Source organism: Streptomyces sp. NPDC032126 (genome assembly GCF_055580085.1).
Genome location: NZ_JBVIMA010000007.1, coordinates 39,679 through 57,163, shown reverse-complemented (window position 1 = coordinate 57,163; position 17,485 = coordinate 39,679). Strand labels below are relative to the sequence as shown.

At 74.8% G+C, this 17,485-nt stretch carries 12 protein-coding genes and 1 pseudogene; 7 read left to right on the top strand and 6 right to left on the bottom strand.

The features are described 5' to 3' along the window. Positions 1–135: 135 nt before the first annotated feature. From ACZ5NW_RS25430 to ACZ5NW_RS25420, 3 genes and pseudogenes are all read left to right on the top strand, one after another. Positions 136–1,269, top strand: a complete 1,134-nt coding sequence (locus ACZ5NW_RS25430; protein WP_468746226.1) for a glycosyltransferase family 4 protein — start codon at positions 136–138, stop codon at positions 1,267–1,269. Continuing rightward, positions 1,266–2,429 (top strand): glycosyltransferase, encoded by a 1,164-nt coding sequence (locus ACZ5NW_RS25425; RefSeq protein ID WP_468746225.1) that lies wholly within the window; start codon positions 1,266–1,268, stop codon positions 2,427–2,429. The genes ACZ5NW_RS25430 and ACZ5NW_RS25425 overlap by 4 nt, the downstream gene beginning before the upstream one ends. Then, positions 2,426–3,288, top strand: a pseudogene (locus ACZ5NW_RS25420) (SGNH/GDSL hydrolase family protein). Before ACZ5NW_RS25425 ends, ACZ5NW_RS25420 begins: the two are co-directional and overlap by 4 nt. Before the next feature lie 138 nt (positions 3,289–3,426). Here ACZ5NW_RS25420 and ACZ5NW_RS25415 read toward each other — a convergent pair. The 5 genes from ACZ5NW_RS25415 to ACZ5NW_RS25395 form a co-directional block, all read right to left on the bottom strand. Next, on the bottom strand, positions 3,427–4,296 hold the full coding sequence (locus tag ACZ5NW_RS25415) for a 5-oxoprolinase subunit C family protein (protein WP_468746224.1): 870 nt from the start codon (positions 4,294–4,296) through the stop codon (positions 3,427–3,429). Next, entirely contained in the window at positions 4,293–4,946 is a 654-nt protein-coding gene (locus tag ACZ5NW_RS25410; protein WP_468746223.1) for a 5-oxoprolinase subunit B family protein, read from the bottom strand. The genes ACZ5NW_RS25415 and ACZ5NW_RS25410 overlap by 4 nt, the downstream gene beginning before the upstream one ends. After that, entirely contained in the window at positions 4,943–5,701 is a 759-nt protein-coding gene (locus ACZ5NW_RS25405; RefSeq protein ID WP_468746222.1) for a LamB/YcsF family protein, read from the bottom strand. The genes ACZ5NW_RS25410 and ACZ5NW_RS25405 overlap by 4 nt, the downstream gene beginning before the upstream one ends. A gap of 61 nt (positions 5,702–5,762) precedes the next feature. Continuing rightward, positions 5,763–6,584 carry a putative hydro-lyase gene (locus ACZ5NW_RS25400; protein WP_468746221.1) on the bottom strand — a complete coding sequence of 274 codons (822 nt, stop codon included), beginning with the start codon at positions 6,582–6,584 and terminating at the stop codon, positions 5,763–5,765. Next, positions 6,581–7,876, bottom strand: a complete 1,296-nt coding sequence (locus ACZ5NW_RS25395; RefSeq protein WP_468746220.1) for an MFS transporter — start codon at positions 7,874–7,876, stop codon at positions 6,581–6,583. Before ACZ5NW_RS25395 ends, ACZ5NW_RS25400 begins: the two co-directional genes overlap by 4 nt. Before the next feature lie 182 nt (positions 7,877–8,058). Here ACZ5NW_RS25395 and ACZ5NW_RS25390 point away from each other — a divergent pair, with 182 nt between their 5' ends. The 4 genes from ACZ5NW_RS25390 to ACZ5NW_RS25375 all read left to right on the top strand — a co-directional run bounded on the left by ACZ5NW_RS25390 (position 8,059) and on the right by ACZ5NW_RS25375 (position 15,935). Then, positions 8,059–8,760 (top strand): GntR family transcriptional regulator, encoded by a 702-nt coding sequence (locus tag ACZ5NW_RS25390; protein WP_468746219.1) that lies wholly within the window; start codon positions 8,059–8,061, stop codon positions 8,758–8,760. Positions 8,761–8,853: 93 nt separating this feature from the next. After that, a complete protein-coding gene (locus ACZ5NW_RS25385; protein ID WP_468746218.1) occupies positions 8,854–10,380 on the top strand; it encodes a hypothetical protein in 1,527 nt (508 codons plus the stop codon). Positions 10,381–10,411: 31 nt separating this feature from the next. Continuing rightward, the gene (locus ACZ5NW_RS25380) at positions 10,412–11,290 is read left to right on the top strand and encodes a hypothetical protein (protein ID WP_468746217.1); all 879 of its coding nucleotides are present in this window, start codon (positions 10,412–10,414) and stop codon (positions 11,288–11,290) included. 46 nt (positions 11,291–11,336) lie between these two features. Then, complete coding sequence (locus ACZ5NW_RS25375) at positions 11,337–15,935, top strand: hypothetical protein (RefSeq protein ID WP_468746216.1); 4,599 nt, start codon at positions 11,337–11,339, stop codon at positions 15,933–15,935. Here the strand turns inward: ACZ5NW_RS25375 and ACZ5NW_RS25370 are convergent. After that, positions 15,932–17,485, bottom strand: a complete 1,554-nt coding sequence (locus ACZ5NW_RS25370) for a GMC family oxidoreductase (RefSeq protein ID WP_468746215.1) — start codon at positions 17,483–17,485, stop codon at positions 15,932–15,934. The two genes, ACZ5NW_RS25375 and ACZ5NW_RS25370, sit on opposite strands and share 4 nt — an antisense overlap.

Sequence of the window (17,485 nt, the reverse complement as noted above, 5' to 3'; positions counted from 1 at the left end):
GGGATGACCCGCGGGTCAGGCGGACATGGACACCGTCTGACCTGCTCGGGTGTGCGGTGCAACGCTCATGGGACGTTTGTCGTTCGGAAAGATCCACGTTGACGCGGGCACGTCCAGTACGGCGACAACACCCGTATGCGTGTCGTCATCGTGACCGAATCCTTTCCCCCCGATGTGAACGGCGTGGCCCACTGCGCGCTCCAGACCGCCCGGCACCTCGTAGGTCGCGGTCACCTTCCGCTCGTCGTCGCGCCGGCCACCGCGGCCGGTTCCTGGACCGAGGCCGACGCCCTGGCGCCGTGCCCCGTCGTCCGTGTCCCCTCCCTTCCGCTCCCGGGCTACCCCCAGGTCCGCGTCGCCCTCCCCAGCCGACGCGTCGCCGCGGCCATCACCGCGCACCGGGCCGACCTGGTCCACCTGGCCAGCCCCTTCGTCCTCGGCGTGCGCGGCATGGCCGCCGCCGCCCGGCTCGGCATCCCCGCCGTCGCCGTCTACCAGACCGACCTCGCCGGATACGCCCGCACCTACATGGGCGCCGGCGAGGCGGCCGCCTGGCGGCGGATCCGCTCCGTGCACGCCGCCGCCGACCTCACCCTCGCCCCGTCCAGCGCCGCGCTGCACGACCTGGAGTCCCATGGCGTGCCCCGCGTCAAGCTGTGGCAGCGCGGCGTCGACACCCTCCGGTTCCGCCCCGACCGCCGCGACGAGGCCCTGCGCCGCGAACTCGCCCCGAACGGTGAGCTGATCGTCGGCTACGTCGGTCGGCTCGCCCCCGAGAAGCAGGTCGAGCTGCTCGCCGGCGCCTGCGGGCTGCCCGGCGTGAAGGTCGTGGTGGTCGGCGACGGACCGAGCCGGTCCCACCTGACAGAGGCGCTGCCCGGCGCGGTCTTCCTCGGCCGGCGCACCGGCGACGACCTGGCCAGGATCTTCGCCTCGCTGGACGTCTTCGCGCACACCGGCCCCTTCGAGACGTTCTGCCAGACCGTCCAGGAGGCCATGGCCAGCGGCGTGCCGGTCGTCGCGCCCGCCGCCGGCGGCCCGCTGGACCTGGTCGCCCCCGGGCGCACCGGACTGCTCGTCCCGCCGGGCGACGCGACCGCCGTACGCGAGGCCGTACGGTCCCTGGCCGCCGACCCCGCCCTGCGCACGGCCTACGGCACCGCCGCGCGGGCCACGGTCGAGGGCCGCACCTGGGCCGCCGTGGGCGACCAGCTGATCGGCCACTACGCGGACGTCCTGGCCGCCCGCACACCGGTGGTGGCCGCATGAGGACCGAGGGACTGCGCATCGTGCGCCTGGCGAACTTCGTCGCCCCGGCCTCGGGCGGACTGCGCACCGCCCTGCGCGAGCTGGGCAAGGGCTTCCGGGCCGCAGGTCACGAGCCCGTCCTGATCGTGCCCGGCGAGCGCCACACCGACCGCGACACCGAGCAGGGCCGCGTCATCACCCTGCCCGGCCCGCTGCTGCCCGGCACCGGCGGCTACCGCGTGCTGACCGACCGGCGGCGGGTCGCCCGGCTGCTGGAGGAGCTCGCGCCGGACCGCCTGGAGGTCTCCGACCGCACCACCCTGCGGTGGACCGGCAAGTGGGCGCGACGCGCGCGCGTGCCCGCCGTGATGGTCTCCCACGAGACCGCCGACGGCGTCCTGCGCACCTGGGGCGTCCCGGAGGGGGCCGCCCGGCGGGCCGCCGACGCCCTCAACGTCCGTACGGCGCACACGTACGCGCGCGTGGTGTGCACCACCGAGTTCGCCGAGCGGGAGTTCGTACGCATCGGCGCCCGGAACGTGGTGCGCGCCCCGCTCGGCGTCGACCTCGCCGAACGCCACCCCGCCCTGCGCGACCCGGAGGTGCGGGCCCGGTACGCGCGCCCGGGCGAGCCGCTGCTGGTGACCTGCACCCGGCTGTCGGTCGAGAAGCGGCCCGGCACCGCGCTGGACACCCTGGAGGCCCTGCGGGCCCGGGGCGTGCGGGCGGTGCTGGTCGTCGCCGGCGACGGGCCGCTGCGTCCGCGTCTGGAGCAGCGCGCCGGGGAACGCGGCCTGCCGGTCACCTTCCTGGGGCATGTCTCCGACCGGCGCGCGCTGGGCACGCTGCAGGCGTCCGCCGACGTGTGCCTGGCACCCGGACCCGCGGAGACCTTCGGCCTCGCCGCGCTGGAGGCGATGGCCTGCGGCACACCCGTCGTCGTGAGCGCCTCGTCGGCGCTGCCCGAGGTGATCGGCACCGCGGGCGCCGCCGCGGCCGACCGCGGGGACGCCTTCGCGGACGCCGTGGAGGCCGTCCTGGGTGCCCCCGAGGGCTTGCGGCGCGAGGCCGCACGCGCGCGTGCGGAGTGCTTCGGATGGGAGAGCGCCGTCGACGCGTTCCTGGCCGCCCACGACGCGACGGTACCGACCCGTCCCATCGTCTCCGGGAGCCTCGGATGAGAGCCGTCCGGCCGGTGACCTTCGTCGCGCTCGGCGACTCCCTCACCGAGGGCGTGGGCGATCCCGTCGGCGACGGGTGGCGCGGCTGGGCCGCGCTGCTCGCCGACGGGATCGGCGCGCCGGACTCCGTCGCGTTCACCAACCTCGCCGTCAGCGGGGCGCAGACCCGCGATGTGCTGGAGCGGCAGCTCCCGGCGGCCCTGGAGCTGCGGCCCGACCTCGTCTCCGTCGTGATCGGCGTCAACGCACCCTGCGCTGCACCTTCGACATCCACGCCGTGGCCGAGAGACTGGACCGGGTCTTCGCGGCCCTCGCCGGACAGGGCGCCGTCCTGCTCACGGCGTGCCTCCCCGACCCGGGCTCGATGCTGGGACTGCCGGGTGCGCTGGCCCGTCCTCTGGGGCGGCGGCAGCGGGCCGTCAACACCGTCGTCCACGCCCTGTCCGAGCGGTACGGGGCCGTCCATCTGCACGCCTTCGAGGGCGCCTGGCTCGGCGACCGCGCGATGTGGAGCGCCGACCGGCTCCACCCGGGCGAGCGGGGGCACCGGCAGCTGGCCCTGCGCTTCCACGCGCTCCTCACGGAGGCGGCGCTCGCGACCGGGCCCGCGCCGACGCCCGAGCCCGAGTTCCCGGCGCCGACGCGCTCGCAGAGCCTGTGGTGGCTGGCGACGGCGGGCACCGGATGGGTGGTGCGGCGGTGCACCGACCTGCTGCCCCAGCTGCTCACCCTGGCCGCCGACGAGATGCGCCACCGGGCCCGGGGCACCAGCGCCCGCCTGGACCTGCGGGCCGCGGCGGCCGTGTCGGCGGCACTGGCGGCCCTCTCGGTGGCGGAGCAGGGGGCGGACGTGGCCTGAGCGGTGGGCCGGCCTCGTCGTAGGGCGAGGTGGCCCGCCCCGGCGTGCGGCGAGGTGGCCCGCCTCGCCCTACGGCGACGGGCGGTCACCGCCGTCACAGGGCGATCAGCGCGTCGGCCCGGTCGTACGGCCGTGCGGTCACCGCCGTCGTACGGCCATGAAGCGGACCGGCGTTCCGGGTGTCGCCTGGGCGGCCGCCGGGAGGTCGGTCCCGCGGACGACGCCGATCACCGGGTAGCCCCCGGTGGTGGGGTGGTCGGCGAGGAAGACGACCGGGTGGCCGTCGGGCGGGACCTGGACGGCGCCCAGGACCATGCCCTCGCTGGCGAGTTCGCCGGTGAGGGCCCGTTCCAGCGCGGGCCCTTCGGTACGCAGCCCGATGCGGTTGCTCGCCGGGGCCACGCGGTACGCGCGCGTGGTGAAGGCGCGCACCGCCTCCCGCGTGAACCAGTCGTCGCGCGGTCCCAGCGTGACCCGCAGCACCAGCTCGGCCGGGGGAGTGGGCTGCGGGGCGAGATCCACGCGCGCGGGCGGCGCGGTCGCCCGTCCCAGCGGGAGGACCGCGCCGTCCCGCAGGGGCGCGGGGCCGAGCCCCGACAGCAGGTCTGTGGAGCGGCTGCCGAGAACCGGCTCTACGGCGACTCCGCCGCTGACGGCGACATAACTGCGTACCCCGGCGACGGCCGGGCCCACGTCCAGCACCGCCCCTGCAGGCACCCGTACCGGCGCGCCCCACGCGGCGGGCCGGCCGTCGACCCGCACCGGGCAGGGCGCGCCGCCGACCGCCACCGTCACGGCCGAACGCGGCCGCAGCGCGCAGCCGTTGAGCGTGGTCTCCAGGACGGCCGCCCCGGGCGGGTTGCCCACGAGCCGGTTGACGAGCGCGGCGGCCGGGGCGTCCAGCGCGCCCGAGCGGGGAACGCCGAGGTGGGCGTGGCCGGGGCGGCCCTGATCCTGGACGGTGGTGAGGGCTCCCGCGCGCACGACGGCGAGCGCACGATCGGTCATACGGCGCTCCCCGGCGCCGGGCCGCTCGGGGCGCCCGGTGCGGCCACGAACCGTACGCGCGTGCCCGGGGACAGCAGCGCCGCCGGTACGCGCGCGTGGTCCCACAGCACCGCGTCCGTGGTGCCGATGAGCTGCCAGCCGCCGGGGGAGGAACGGGGGTACACGCCCGTGTACGGCCCGGCCAGCGCGACGGCGCCCGCGGGGACGGCGGTGCGCGGCGTGGCCCGGCGCGGGACGTCGTAGTGGCGCGGCAGCCCGGTGAGGTAGCCGAAGCCGGGCGCGAAGCCGCAGAAGGCGACGCGGAACTCGGTCCTCGCGTGGATGCGGGAGACCTCGGCGGGCGGGACACCCCAGTGGGCCGCGACCTCGGCCAGGTCCGGGCCGTCGTAGCGCACCGGGATCTCCACCACCGCCTCCTCGCGCGCGGGCGCGGGCGGCACGGCGTGCGCGGTCAGTTCGGCGGCCACGCGGGCCGGATCCGTCAGGCCGTCGAGGAGGACCGTGCGGGCCGCCGGGACGAGCTCACGGACCGTCAGCAGCCCGGCCGCGCGGCGGCGCAGCAGCTCGGCGTGCAGGGCCTCGGCCTCCTCGCCCGTGGACACCTCGACGAGCAGGGCGTCGTCGCCCACGGACAGCACGCGCCGGCTCACGCGAACGCCTCGACGCGCACACCGGACTCCTCCAGCCGCCGCCGCACCCGGCGGGCGAGGTCGACCGCGCCGGGCGTGTCGCCGTGCAGGCACAGGGAACGCGCTCGTACCTCGACCGGCGTGCCCGTGTGCGAGGTGACCACGCCGTGCCGGGCCAGTCGCTCCGACCGCTCGACCACGGCGTGCGCGTCCTCGATCACGGCGTCCTCCTCACCGCGCGGCACGAGTGTGCCCCGCGCGGTGTAGGCGCGGTCCGCGAACGCCTCCGGGACGGCGGTCAGGCCGGACTTCCCGGCCAGCTCCAGCAGCCGGGAGCCGGGCAGGCCGAGCACGGGCAGCTCGGCTCCGGCGAGGAGCACGCCGTCCACGACCGCGCCGGCCTGCTCCTCGTCGTGCACGACGCGGTTGTAGAGCGCGCCGTGCGGCTTGACGTACGCCACGCGTGCGCCGGCCGCCCGGGCGAACACCTCCAGGGCGCCGATCTGGTACGCCACCTCGGCGGCCAGTTCGGCGGGCGGCACGTCCATGGCGCGCCGCCCGAACCCGGCGAGGTCCCGGTAGGAGACCTGCGCTCCGATCGTCACACCCCGCTCGGCCGCCAGCTCGCAGACCCGTCGCATGGTGGCCGCGTCCCCGGCGTGGAAGCCGCAGGCCACGTTGGCGCTGGTGACGACGGACAGCAACTGCTCGTCGTCGGTGAGCCGCCAGCGGCCGAAGCCCTCGCCGAGGTCGGCGTTCAGATCGATCGCGGTCATGGTTCCTTCCGGTTCTGTGATGGTTCTCGTCCTGATGTCGGCCAGTCGTGCCGTTCCCCGGTCAGACCACGCGGTACTGCTCGTCGCGGGCGTCGGTGAGGAACATCTGGCCGGGGGCGTGGGTGAGGGCGAAGGGCGGGCGTGAGGCCATCACCGCGGCCTGCGGGGTCACCCCGCAGGCCCAGAACACCGGGATGTCGTCCGGCTCGGCGGCCACCGGGTCGCCGAAGTCGGGCCGGCCGAGGTCGGCGATGCCCAGCCCCGTCGGCTCCCCGCAGTGCACGGGGCTGCCGTGCACCGCCGGAAGCAGACTGCTCTCCCGGATGGCGGCCGCCAGGTGTCTCGGCGGCACCGGGCGCATCGACACCACCATGGGGCCGTGCAGCCGCCCGGCCGGACGGCACTGACGGCTCGTGACGTACATCGGGACGTTGCGGCCCTGCTCGACGTGCCGGATGGGCACGCCGGCCGCCGTCAGCGCCCACTCGAAGGTGAAGCTGCACCCGATCAGGAAGGTCACCAGGTCGTCGCGCCAGTACGCGCGCGCGTCCGTCGGCTCGTCCACCAGCTCGCCGTTCCGCCACACCCGGTAACGCGGCAGATCGGTGGCCAGGTCCGCGCCCTCGGCCAGCACGGTCGTGCGGGAGCCGGCGTCCGTGACGTCGAGCACGGGACAGGGCTTGGGGTTGCGCTGGCAGAACAGGAGCATGTCGTACGCCCAGTCGCGGGGCACCGCGATCAGATTGGCCTGCGTGTGGCCGGCGGCGACCCCGGCCGTGGGGCCCGTGAGGCCCTCCCGGAAGCGGGCCCGGGCGGTGCTCGGGCGCCACGCGTGCGCGTGCTCGTCGACGAGGGTGACCGGGCGGTCGTCGGCGCGGTTCACACCAGCTCCTTCCCGCGCGTCTCCGGCAGGCCGAGGAGCGCCAGGGCGGCGACGCCGTAGCCGATCGCGCCGAAGACCAGCGCGCCGCCCACGCCCCAGCTGTCGGCCAGGAAGCCCACGGCGGTGGGGAAGACGGCGCCCACCGCGCGGCCGGTGTTGTAGGTGAAGCCCTGCCCGGTGCCGCGCACGGCCGTCGGATACAGCTCGCTCAGGAAGGAACCGAAGCCGCTGAAGATCGCCGACATGCAGAAGCCGAGCGGGAATCCGAGGACGAGCAGCACCGTGTCGGCGCCGCTCGGGATGTTCGCGTAGGCCAGGACGCACACCGCCGACAGCAGGGCGAACAGCCAGATGTTGCGCCGGCGGCCCAGGCGGTCGGTGAGGTAGCCGCCGGTCAGATAGCCGAGGAAGGCGCCGGAGATCAGGAACGTGAGATAGCCGCCGGTGCCGACCACCGACAGGCCGCGCTCGGTCTTCAGATAGGTCGGCACCCAGGTCGCCAGCGTGTAGTAGCCGCCCTGGACACCGGTGGAGAGCAGGCCCGCGAAGAGCGTGACGCGCAGCAGGGGGCCCCGGAAGATAGCCGGGAACGAACCCTTGCCGGCGCTCCGCTCGCGGACCGCGGCGGCCTGCGGGGCGTCCTGCACCCGGCGGCGCAGCCACACCACGAGCAGCGCGGGCAGGGCGCCCGTCCAGAACATCACGCGCCACGCCAGATCCTCGTCGGCGAACGAGAAGACCAGCGTGTACACGATCGCCGCGAGGCCCCAGCCGACGGCCCACGAGCTCTGGATCGCGCCGAGGGTGCGGCCCCGGTGCCGGGCGCTCGCGTACTCGGCGACCAGGATCGCGCCGACCGCCCACTCGCCGCCGAAACCGAGGCCCTGCAGCGCGCGGAAGACCAGCAGCGTCTCGTAGCTGGGGGCGAAGCCGCACGCGACGGTGAAGACCGCGTAGGTGATCACCGTGATCATCAGGGCCCGGACCCGGCCGAACCGGTCGGCCACCACGCCCGCCAAGGCGCCGCCGATCGCCGAGACGACCAGGGTGACGGTGGTGAACAGGCCGGTCTGGCCGCTGTCCAGGTCGAAGTACGCCGCCAGTGCGACCATGCTCAGCGGCAGCGTGAAGTAGTCGTAGGAGTCCAGGGCGTAGCCGCCGAAAGCGCCCGCGAAGGCGCGTCGGCCGCGCGGTCCGAGCGCCCTGAGCCAGCCGAACGCGCCGCCGTCGAGGGCGTCGCCGTGGGCTGCCGGGCGGGTGGTGAGGGCTTGGGGTGGAGGGGGCGTGCTCATGGAGGCACCTCGCAGAGGGATGACGGAGGGTGCGGAAGGTGAGCTGTGCCGTGCCGTGCTGGAGCCACGACGCCGCCGTGGGGACGGGGGCGGTGCCGCGCTCCAGCAAGGTAGAGGATCGTTGAACGATCCTTCAATACCCCTGTTGTCTCGTCCTTCCGTCCTGCGGTTGAATTCCGGGCATGGCGGAGCAGCTGGCGGGACTGGCCGACGACCGCGCCCTCCTCGGGCGCACGAGTACGGCCGAGCGGGTCGCGGACATCCTCAGGAGCCGGGTCGCCGAGGGCTTCTTCCCGCCCGGGACACGGCTGTCCGAGGACAGCATCGGCGGGGCGCTCGGCGTGTCCCGCAACACCCTGCGCGAGGCCTTCCGGCTGCTCACCCATGAACGCCTGCTCGTCCACGAGCTCAACCGGGGCGTGTTCGTCCGCGTCCTGACCGTCGAGGACGTGGAGGACATCTACCGCACGCGCGCGTTGGTGGAGTGCGCGGTCGTACGGGGCCTCGGGGAGCCGCCGTACGCGCTGGACGCGCTCGCCCTGGCCGTCGCGGAGGGCCGCGACGCCGTACGTGAAGGTGACTGGAAATCGCTGGGCACGGCCAATATCCACTTCCACCGGGAACTGGTCGCCCTCGCCGGCAGCGAGCGCACCGACGAGCTGATGCGCAGCGTCTTCGCCGAGCTGCGGCTCGCCTTCCACGTCGTCGACGACCCGCGTCGGCTGCACGAGCCGTACCTGGCCCGCAACCAGCAGATCCTGCGGGCTCTGGAGGCCGGCGACCGGGACCGGGCGGAGACGCTGCTCGCCGTGTATCTGCGGGACTCACTGGAGCGGGTGGTGGAGGTGTACCGGCGCCGGGTCGGCTCGGACGGGACCGTCTGACCTGGTGCCTTCCGGCCGTCTCGCGTTTCTGTGACGGCAGGCGCTTCTGGGTCGTTTGGGTCGATGTCAGACCTAGGACCTACGCTGTGCACCGTGACTTCGCCTGCACCGACGGACCGTGTTCCGCCCCAGCTCAGCGCGGGGCCGCGCCCCGCCCAGGGCCCGGCCGCCGACGAGGGGCTGGCGCGGCGGCTGCGTGCGCTCGCCTGCACCGCGCCCATCCACGACCTCGACGCGCGCAAGGCCAACCTCGCCGGTGAGTACTCGGTGTACGGCATGGCGGAGATCGCCCTCGCCGCCATCGACCTGGTCACCCTGAACATGGACTTCGACACCGGCGCCGACCACGACCAGATCGTCGCCCGGCTCGTCCCGCGCATCGCCGCCCAGGCCCCGTCGCGGCCCGCCGCCGAGCACGAGCGCGTGGCCCGCTGGGTCCTGGAGAACCTGATCAACGTCGGCAGCGTGGACCGCGGCTTCCGCGCGGTGTACGGCACCTTCGCACCCGACGGCAGCTATGTCCGCCGGGACTACGACTTCAAGCTGATCGAGGAGGTCCCGGGCTACGGCGGCGCGGTGTACCTCCGCACGACCGACGAAGCGGTCAACGTGCTCGTCGGCGCCCTCGACACCGACGTCACCAGCGCGCAGATCGCCGCCGAGGTCAAGCTGGAGGTGCTCATCCGGCGCGGGCGCCTCGCCGACGCCCAGCTGGCCGCCGAGCAGGCCCGCTACCGCACCGTGCAGTACTCCGAGACCCTGCGGCGGGCCCTGGAGGCCACCCGGCGCAATGTGCGGGCCGTCGACTGGCTCAACGCGGTGCCGGACATGATCGCCGAAGCACTGGACCACGTCGCCGACCGCTACCGGCACGAGAACGCGATCCTCACCAACATCCGCAAGGCGCGGGACGAGATCGAGGACGCGGAGAACAAACGGCGGGCCGCCGAACTCGTCGACATCGTCAAGGACTGCATCCGGCGCCACACCCAGCTCCAGTCGCGCCTCCTGGAGGCCGGGCCGCTCTTCCGCGCGGAGCAGGACCGGCAGGCGTTCGCCACCCCGATGACGTCGTCGGGCATCGACCTGTACGGCCATCTCGTCGCCCCCGTGCTGCCCCTCCCGCTGGAGCGGGCCGTCCGGGTCACCGACGCGTTCTTCGCGCGCGGGACCGGGCTGCGCACCCCGGTGTCCGTGCGGGTGGGCGACCTCGTCGACATACTGCTGACCCCGCCGATGGAGCGCGAGCACCTCGGGGCCGAGATGCCCGAGCCCGACCTCATCGCCACACCGGACGACAGCCGGTTCAGCGAAGAGCAGCTGGCCGCGGCGATGGAACTGCTGGATCTGCCCGCCGACGCCCCCCGGCGGCTGTCGGGGCTGCTGGCCGAGGCACGCCGGCGCGACCCCGAACTGCCCTATCTGGTCGCCCTGCTGGCCGTGCACGCCGCCAGCCCGGCCGTGGGCACCGCCTACCGGCAGGGCGAGGAGAAGCTGCTGTTCGCCGTGGACGACGGGACCGAGCTGGAGGATCCCGAGTTCGGCGGGGCCGACCTGATCGTGGGGACCGCCCTGCTGGACGCCGCCGGGATGGCGGCGGACAGGACGGAAGCAGCGTGAGTGAGCACCACCCGAGCAAGGAGCAGAAACCGTGACCGAGCACGTCGACCGGAGTGAGCCGGAGACCGCCGCAGCGCCGGTGAGTTCCGCCGTCACCCCCGCCGACGCCGCCGACGCGGCTCGGCTCGTCGCCTTCGGGCTGCAGCCCAAACTCCAGCCCGCGCGCGACCAGGAGTACGCCGAACTGCTGCGGCGCCACCGGGAGGACCCGGCGTTCGCCCGGCTCGCCGATGCCGTGGCCGCCGGGCTGGGACTGGTCGTACTGGAGGTGTCCCCGCGCGCGGGGATGGCCGTCACCGCCGCCGAGGACTCGGTGTTCGCGGTCCGCATGGGGGACTACGCGCGCCGTACGTCGGCCGACGGCGGGGACCGCTTCCTGCACGGGCTCGCCCATCTCGCCGTCGCCGCCATGGCCTTCCCGAGGCCCGAGGACCTCGCCGACGACGGCTACATCGGACGGGTCAGCGTCAACGGCGTCGACGCCTTCGTACGGCAGGCCTGCCGTCGGCTGGAGGAGCGGGCCGAGCAGCAGGGCGAGAACACCGACCCGGCCACCGACGCGCCCGGACTGGAGTCCGCCTGGCGGATCTGGGCCAGACGCAGCGCCACCGGCGCCACCAAGGACGCGCGCCGCCTCGCCGGTTCGACCACCGGCATCGTCGGCAAGGCCGTCGCCTTCCTCACCGACTCCGGCTTCCTCCAGCGCACCGGCGACGACAATGGCGGCACGTACCGCACCACCGCCCGCTATCAGCTCCAGGTACGGGACATGGCCGGCAGCGCCGCCATGGCCGAGCTGCTGGACCTGGGTGTCGTCCCGGTCACCGACGGCACGCCGACGCTGCTGCCCGCCGAGCACACCGACGACCTGGAGCTGGTGGCCGACGCCGGGCTGCCCTTCCACTCCTGACACCCCGCACCACCGCACCTTTCACGAAGACTGACGAGAGTCCGCCATGTACGAGCTGTCCCGGGTCCGCCTCTACTCCATCGGGCCCGCCGGTGCGCGCTACGCCGACACCGTGCTTGACCTGCGAGGCGTCGGCGACGTCGTGCCCGAACCCGCGCCCACGCAGGCGGAGCTCTTCGCGGAGGAGCCGGTCGGCCCGCCGCGCCGCCCCGCACCCGCCGGTGTGCTCTTCCTGGAGAACGGCGGCGGCAAGTCCGTCCTGCTCAAGCTGATCTTCTCGGTGATGCTGCCGGGCCACCGCAACACCCTCGGCGGCGCCAGCTCGGGCGTGCTGCGCAAGTTCCTCCTCGCCGACGACTGCGGACACGTCGCGCTGGAGTGGCAGCACGTGCTGACCGGCGAGTGCGTCGTCGTCGGCAAGGCCAGCGAGTGGCGCGGCCGCCAGGTGTCCAACGACCCGCGCAAGTTCGCCGAGGCCTGGTACTCCTTCCGGCCCGGCCCGGGGCTCACCCTGGACAATCTGCCGGTCGCCGAGTCCACCGCCGTACGCCCGCCCGTGGAGGGCGCCTCCGGCGCGCAGGGGCGGCGGCGCACCATGAAGGGCTTCCGGGACGCCATCACCGAGGCGGGCAAGGCGTACCCGCACCTGGAGGTGCACTGGGAGGAGATCCACGACCGCTGGATCGAGCACCTCGGCGACCTCGGTCTCGACCCCGAACTCTTCCGCTATCAGCGCGAGATGAACGCCGACGAGGGCGAGGCCGCCGGCCTCTTCGCGGTCAAGAAGGACTCCGACTTCACCGACCTGCTGCTGCGCGCCGTCACCGACACCCGGGACACGGACGGACTCGCCGACCTCGTCAGCGGTTTCGGCAACAAACTGGGCCGGCGCGCCGAACTCATCGCCGAAAGGGACTTCACCGCCGGGTCCGTGGACCTGCTGGGGCGCATCGTCGAGGCCGCCGAGACCCGCACCCGCGCGCGGGACATCCACGCCGGGGCCGAGCGGCGCACCCGCGCCCTCGCCCGCCGGCTGTCCGCGCGGGCCGCCCAGGAGCGGGCCCGCGCCGCCGACCTCGCCCAGCGGGTCACCGCCGCCGCGTACGCCGTCACCCACTCCGAGGGCGCCCGTGAGCGCAGCGCCCTCATCGCCGCCGAACTCGCCTTCCGGAACGCCTCGTTGGCGCTCGCCGCCGCCGAGAAGACCGCCGCCGCGCAGAAGCGCGAACTCGCCGAAGCGCGCACCCTGCACTCCGCCTGGCAGGCCGCCGAGGCCGTGCTCCGCCACCGCGCCGCCACCGACCGCGTCACCCGTGTGTCCGCCGCGATCCAGGAGGCCGAGCGGGACGCCGCCCCGGCCCTCGCCGCCCGCGCCAAGGCCGCCGTCGAGCTCGTCCGCGCCCTGCACGCGGCCGCCGAGAGCGCCGAGCACCTCGCCAACGAGGAGGAGGAGCGCTCCGCCGCCCTCCAGGAGGTCGGCGAGGCCGCCCACCGCGACTCCACCGCCGCCGCCACCGAAGCCCAGCGCGCCCGCAGCGAGGCCGGGCATCTGCGCCAGCGCCTCACCGAGGTCGAGCAGGAGACCGCCGAGGCCGTGCGCGCCGGCTGGCTCGACGACAGCGCACCCGACGCCGACCCGGCCCGCGCCGCCCTGGCCGCCAGCGACGCCGAGAAGGCCGCCGTCGCCGCCTGGGACACCGCGCGCGAGGCGTCCCGGCGGGCCACCGAGCACGCGCGCGAGGCCGCCTCCGCGGAGTCACGCGCCGAGCTGACCGCCGCCCGCGCGGCGGACGCGGCCACCGCGGCCAGGCGGTCGCACGAGGCCGAGCGCAGGATCGCCGAAGCCCTCGCCGCCGAGGAGCGCCTCGCCGAGCTCCTGGGCCTGACCGGGGGCTCCGGGCACCACGCCGTGCCGCAGCCGCGCCACGCCGGCGACGACACCGCCCTCACCCCCGAGGACCTCGACCGGTACGCCGACGAACTGCGCGAACTCCTCGACGACGCCGTGTCCTCCGCCGAACGGCAGCTCTTCGAGCTGCGCACCGCGGCCGCCGACGACTCCCGCATCCTCGGCGCGCTCGGCGACGGCGGACTGCTGCCGCCCGGACCGGACGTCCTCGCCACCGTCGAGTTCCTCGGCGAGCACGGCATCCCCGCGCTGCCCGGCTGGCGCTACCTCGCGCAGGCCGTCGACCCCGCCGACCACGCGCGCGTGCTGGCCGCCCGGCCCGAACTCGTCGACGGCGTGATCATCACCGACCCCGCCTCGCACGCACGCGCGCGTGAAGCCCTCGGCGACGCGGCCCTGCTGCCCCGCTCGGCCGTCGCCGTCGGCACCGCCGCCGCCCTGCTCGCCCCCACCCCGGCCGCCGACGCGGACAAGGGCGACGTGTTCCTCGTACCGCCGAACCCGGCCATGCACGACGAGCACGCCGCCGACGAGGAGCGGCAGGCGCTGCGCGCGCGGGCCACCGAGCGCGACGAGGAGATCCGGCGGCTCGCCGCCCGCCTCGGCAAGGACCGGGAGCTGGCCGCGCGCCTCGCCTCCTGGCGCACGGGCTGCCCGGCCGGCCGCCTGGCCGAGCTGGCGCAGGCCGCCGAAGAGGCGCGGGCGTTCGCCGAGGAGGCCGAGGCCGAGCTGGCCGAGGCGCGGACCGCGCGGGCCGAGGCCGAGGAGACCGCCACCGAGGCCGCCCAGCTGCGCGACGAGCGGCAGGAGGCCGCCCAGAAGGCCCGGCGCGCCGCCGACGCCCTCGCCGGGCTCGCCTTCCGGCTGCGCGAGCGCGCGGGCTGGCAGGTCAAACTGCGCGAACTCGCCGACGAGGCCGCCGAGTCGGAGGCCCGCGCCCAGGTGTGCCTGGAGCGCGCCCGCGCCGCCGACGAGGACCGCCGCGCCGCCCAGCGTGCCGCCGACGACGCCCGCCGCACCGCGCGTGCGCTGCGCGCCGAGCGCTCCGAGATCGCGGGCGCCCCCGACGACGTACCGGAGACCGAGGGGGACGACACGCCCAAGGCGTCCCTGCCCGCGCTGCGCGAGGCCTACCGGTCCGCCTCCCAGGTGTACGAGAAGGTCGGCGTCGGCGCCGACCTGCGCGCCGAGCAGGCCCGCGCGGAGAGCGACGAGAGCGCCGCCCGCGCCGAGCTGGACCGCCTCAGCAACAAGGTCCGCACGCGCGCGGAGCAACTGTTGCAGTCGCCCGACGGGGCCGACGGGCCCTCCCGGCAGGCCGCCGTCGCGCGCGCGGAGGAGCTTGTCCAGCTCCTGGAGACCCGGATGTCCACCGCGAGCGAGCAGCTCGGCCGGCTGCGCGGCGACGCCGAGCGGCACGCGCCCGAGGACGGCGAGGCCCACACCCGGCTGCCCGAGGAGATGGAGCCGCGCGACGCGGAGCACGCCCAGGCGCTGCTGCGCACCGCCACCGCCGAACTCGCCTCCCGCACCGAGGCGTTGAGTCAGGCGCGGGAGGCCCACAGCGAGCTGCTGGACGCCCACCGCGCCGCCGAGGACGGGGCGGGCGGCTTCGACGAGATCGCCGTGATGCTGCGCGACCTGCTGCGCGAGCACACCCCTGAGGAGGACCAGGAAGAGCCGGAGCCCTACCCCGGCGGCCTGGACGACGCCCGGCAGTCCGCCGCCGAGGCCCGCCGCTCGCTGCGCGGCTGCGCCGCCGACCTGTCCGCCGCCGAGGCCGCCGTGCGCGAGGCGAGCGACGTCCTCGTACGCCACGCCAACTCCACGCGCTACGAGCAGGTACGCACCCCCGCGCGCCAGCAGATCCGCGAACTGCCCGCCGCCGCGCTGCCCGAGCACGCCCAGAAGTGGGCGGACGCCTTCGCGCCCCGCCTGCGGGTCCTGACCGACGAGCTGGCCCAGCTGGAGCGCAACCGGGACTCCATCGTGGACCGGCTGCGGGGACTCGTGGAGTCCGCGCTGGCGACGCTCAGGTCCGCCCAGCGGCTCTCCCGGCTGCCCGAGGGGCTCGGCGAGTGGTCCGGGCAGGAGTTCCTGCGCATCCGCTTCGAGGAGCCCGACCAGGCCACGCTCACCGAGCGGCTCGGCGAGGTCATCGACGAGGCCACGCGCGCGGCCGTGAAGAAGAACTCCGACCTGCGGCGGGACGGCATGTCCCTGCTGCTGCGGGGCGTCGCCGCCGCGCTCCAGCCCAAGGGCGTCGCCGTGGAGATCCTCAAGCCCGACGCGGTGCTGCGCGCCGAGCGGGTGCCCGTCGGGCAGATGGGCGACGTGTTCTCGGGCGGCCAGCTGCTCACCGCCGCCATCGCCCTGTACTGCACCATGGCGGCGCTGCGCTCCAACGACCGGGGCCGCGACAAGCACCGGCACGCGGGCACGCTGTTCCTCGACAACCCGATCGGCCGCGCCAACGCGACGTATCTGCTGGAGCTCCAGCGGGCCGTCTCCGACGCCCTCGGCGTCCAGCTCCTCTACACCACCGGCCTGTTCGACACGACCGCGCTGGCGGAGTTCCCGCTGGTCATCCGCCTGCGCAACGACGCCGACCTGAGGGCGGGCCTGAAGTACATCAGCGTGGAGGAACACCTCCGGCCGGGACTGCCCGAGCAGATCCCGGCCGGAGAGGCGGCGCACAGCGAGATCACGGCGACCCGCATGTTCAAGCGGCCCTAACGGGCGTCCTCCTTCAGCAGGTCCGCGCACTTCTCGCCGATCATCATCGTGGTGATGCACGGGTTGACGGTGATCAGGTCCGGCATGACGGAGCCGTCGGCGACCCGCAGCCCCGCGACCCCCTTGACCCGCAGCCGCGCGTCGAGCGGGGCCATGGGGTCGTCGTCCGCGCCCATCTTCACGGTGCAGGACGGGTGGTAGACGGTGTTGTGCGTCCTGTGGATGTAGTCGAGCAGCTCGTCGTCCGTGCGCACGTCCGGTCCGGGGGCGAGCTCGGCACCCTTCCAGCCGCTCAGCGCGGGCTGCCCGGCGATGCGGCGCGCCAGCCTCAGGCCGTACGTCATCACCCGCACGTCGTGCTCATGGGTGAAGTACCGCGGGTCCACCCTCGGCTTGTCCCGGTAGTCGCGGGTGCGCAGCCGCACGGTGCCGCGCGACCTCGCGCGCGTGACGTTGGGCGTGAGGCAGAACGCGTTCTCCGACGTGGGGTAGCCGTGCCGCGCCGTGTTCATGTCGAACGGCACCGAGCCGTAGTGGAACATCAGGTCCGGCCGGTCCAGGCCGGGCTCGGTGTCGTAGAAGATCCCCGCCTCCCACCACTGGCTGGACGTGGTGGGCATGGGCTGCAGGGCCTCCCACATGATGACGCCCTCGGGGTGGTCCTGGAGGTTCTCGCCGACGCCCGCGGAGTCCACGACCACGTCGACGCCCACCTCCCGCAGATGCGCGGCCGGGCCGATGCCGGACAGCATCAGCAGCTTCGGGGAGTCGATCGCGCCGCACGAGACGATCACCTCGCGCCGGGCCCGTACCGTCCGGGTGTGCACCAGGTCGGGGTCCACATACTCGGCGCCGACGCAGCGCCGCCCCTCCAGGACGAGCTTCTTGGCGCGTACGCCGGTGCGGACCTCCAGGTTGGGCCGCTTGTCCATGACGGGGTGCAGATAGGCCACCGACGACGACTGGCGGATGTTGTTCTCGTCGGAGTTGATCTGGAACCAGTTGGCGCCCCGGACCACGGTCCTGCCCGTGTTGAAGGGCGTGGTCGGTATCCCGGCCTGTGCGCACGCCTCCAGCAGGGCGGTGCCGCACGGGTCCTCGCCCTTGAGCGTGCGCAGCTTCACCGGGCCGGTGCGGCCGTGGTGGTCGCCGGGCGCGTCGTTGGTCTCCAGCCGCCGGTAGAGCGGAAAGACGTCGGCCGCGCCCCAGCCCGTACAGCCCTTCGCCGCCCAGTCGTCGAGGTCCTCGGCGGGGGCCCAGAAGGCGATGCAGGAGTTGTGCGAGGAACAGCCGCCGAGCACCTTCGCGCGCGCGTGCCGCATGAAGCTGTTGCCGCTGGCCTGTGGCTCGACCGGGTAGTCCCAGTCGTAGCCGGACTCCAGCAGGCCCATCCAGCGTTCGAGTCGCAGCACGTCGTCGTCGCCGAGGTCGCTCGGGCCGGCCTCCAGCACGCACACGGTGACCGAGGGGTCCTCGGTCAGCCGGGCCGCGACCACATTGCCCGCCGTGCCGCCGCCGACCACGACATAGTCGAACTCATCCATGGTCAT

Excerpts from the sequence above, each read along its gene's own strand:
- ACZ5NW_RS25430 (WP_468746226.1), top strand. The coding sequence starts at position 136 with ATGCGTGTCGTCATCGTGACCGAATCCTTTCCCCCCGATGTGAACGGC.
- ACZ5NW_RS25425 (WP_468746225.1), top strand. The coding sequence starts at position 1,266 with ATGAGGACCGAGGGACTGCGCATCGTGCGCCTGGCGAACTTCGTCGCC.
- ACZ5NW_RS25415 (WP_468746224.1), bottom strand. The coding sequence starts at position 4,296 with ATGACCGATCGTGCGCTCGCCGTCGTGCGCGCGGGAGCCCTCACCACC.
- ACZ5NW_RS25405 (WP_468746222.1), bottom strand. The coding sequence starts at position 5,701 with ATGACCGCGATCGATCTGAACGCCGACCTCGGCGAGGGCTTCGGCCGC.
- ACZ5NW_RS25395 (WP_468746220.1), bottom strand. The coding sequence starts at position 7,876 with ATGAGCACGCCCCCTCCACCCCAAGCCCTCACCACCCGCCCGGCAGCC.
- ACZ5NW_RS25390 (WP_468746219.1), top strand. The coding sequence starts at position 8,059 with ATGGCGGAGCAGCTGGCGGGACTGGCCGACGACCGCGCCCTCCTCGGG.
- ACZ5NW_RS25375 (WP_468746216.1), top strand. The coding sequence starts at position 11,337 with ATGTACGAGCTGTCCCGGGTCCGCCTCTACTCCATCGGGCCCGCCGGT.
- ACZ5NW_RS25370 (WP_468746215.1), bottom strand. The coding sequence starts at position 17,485 with ATGACCATGGATGAGTTCGACTATGTCGTGGTCGGCGGCGGCACGGCG.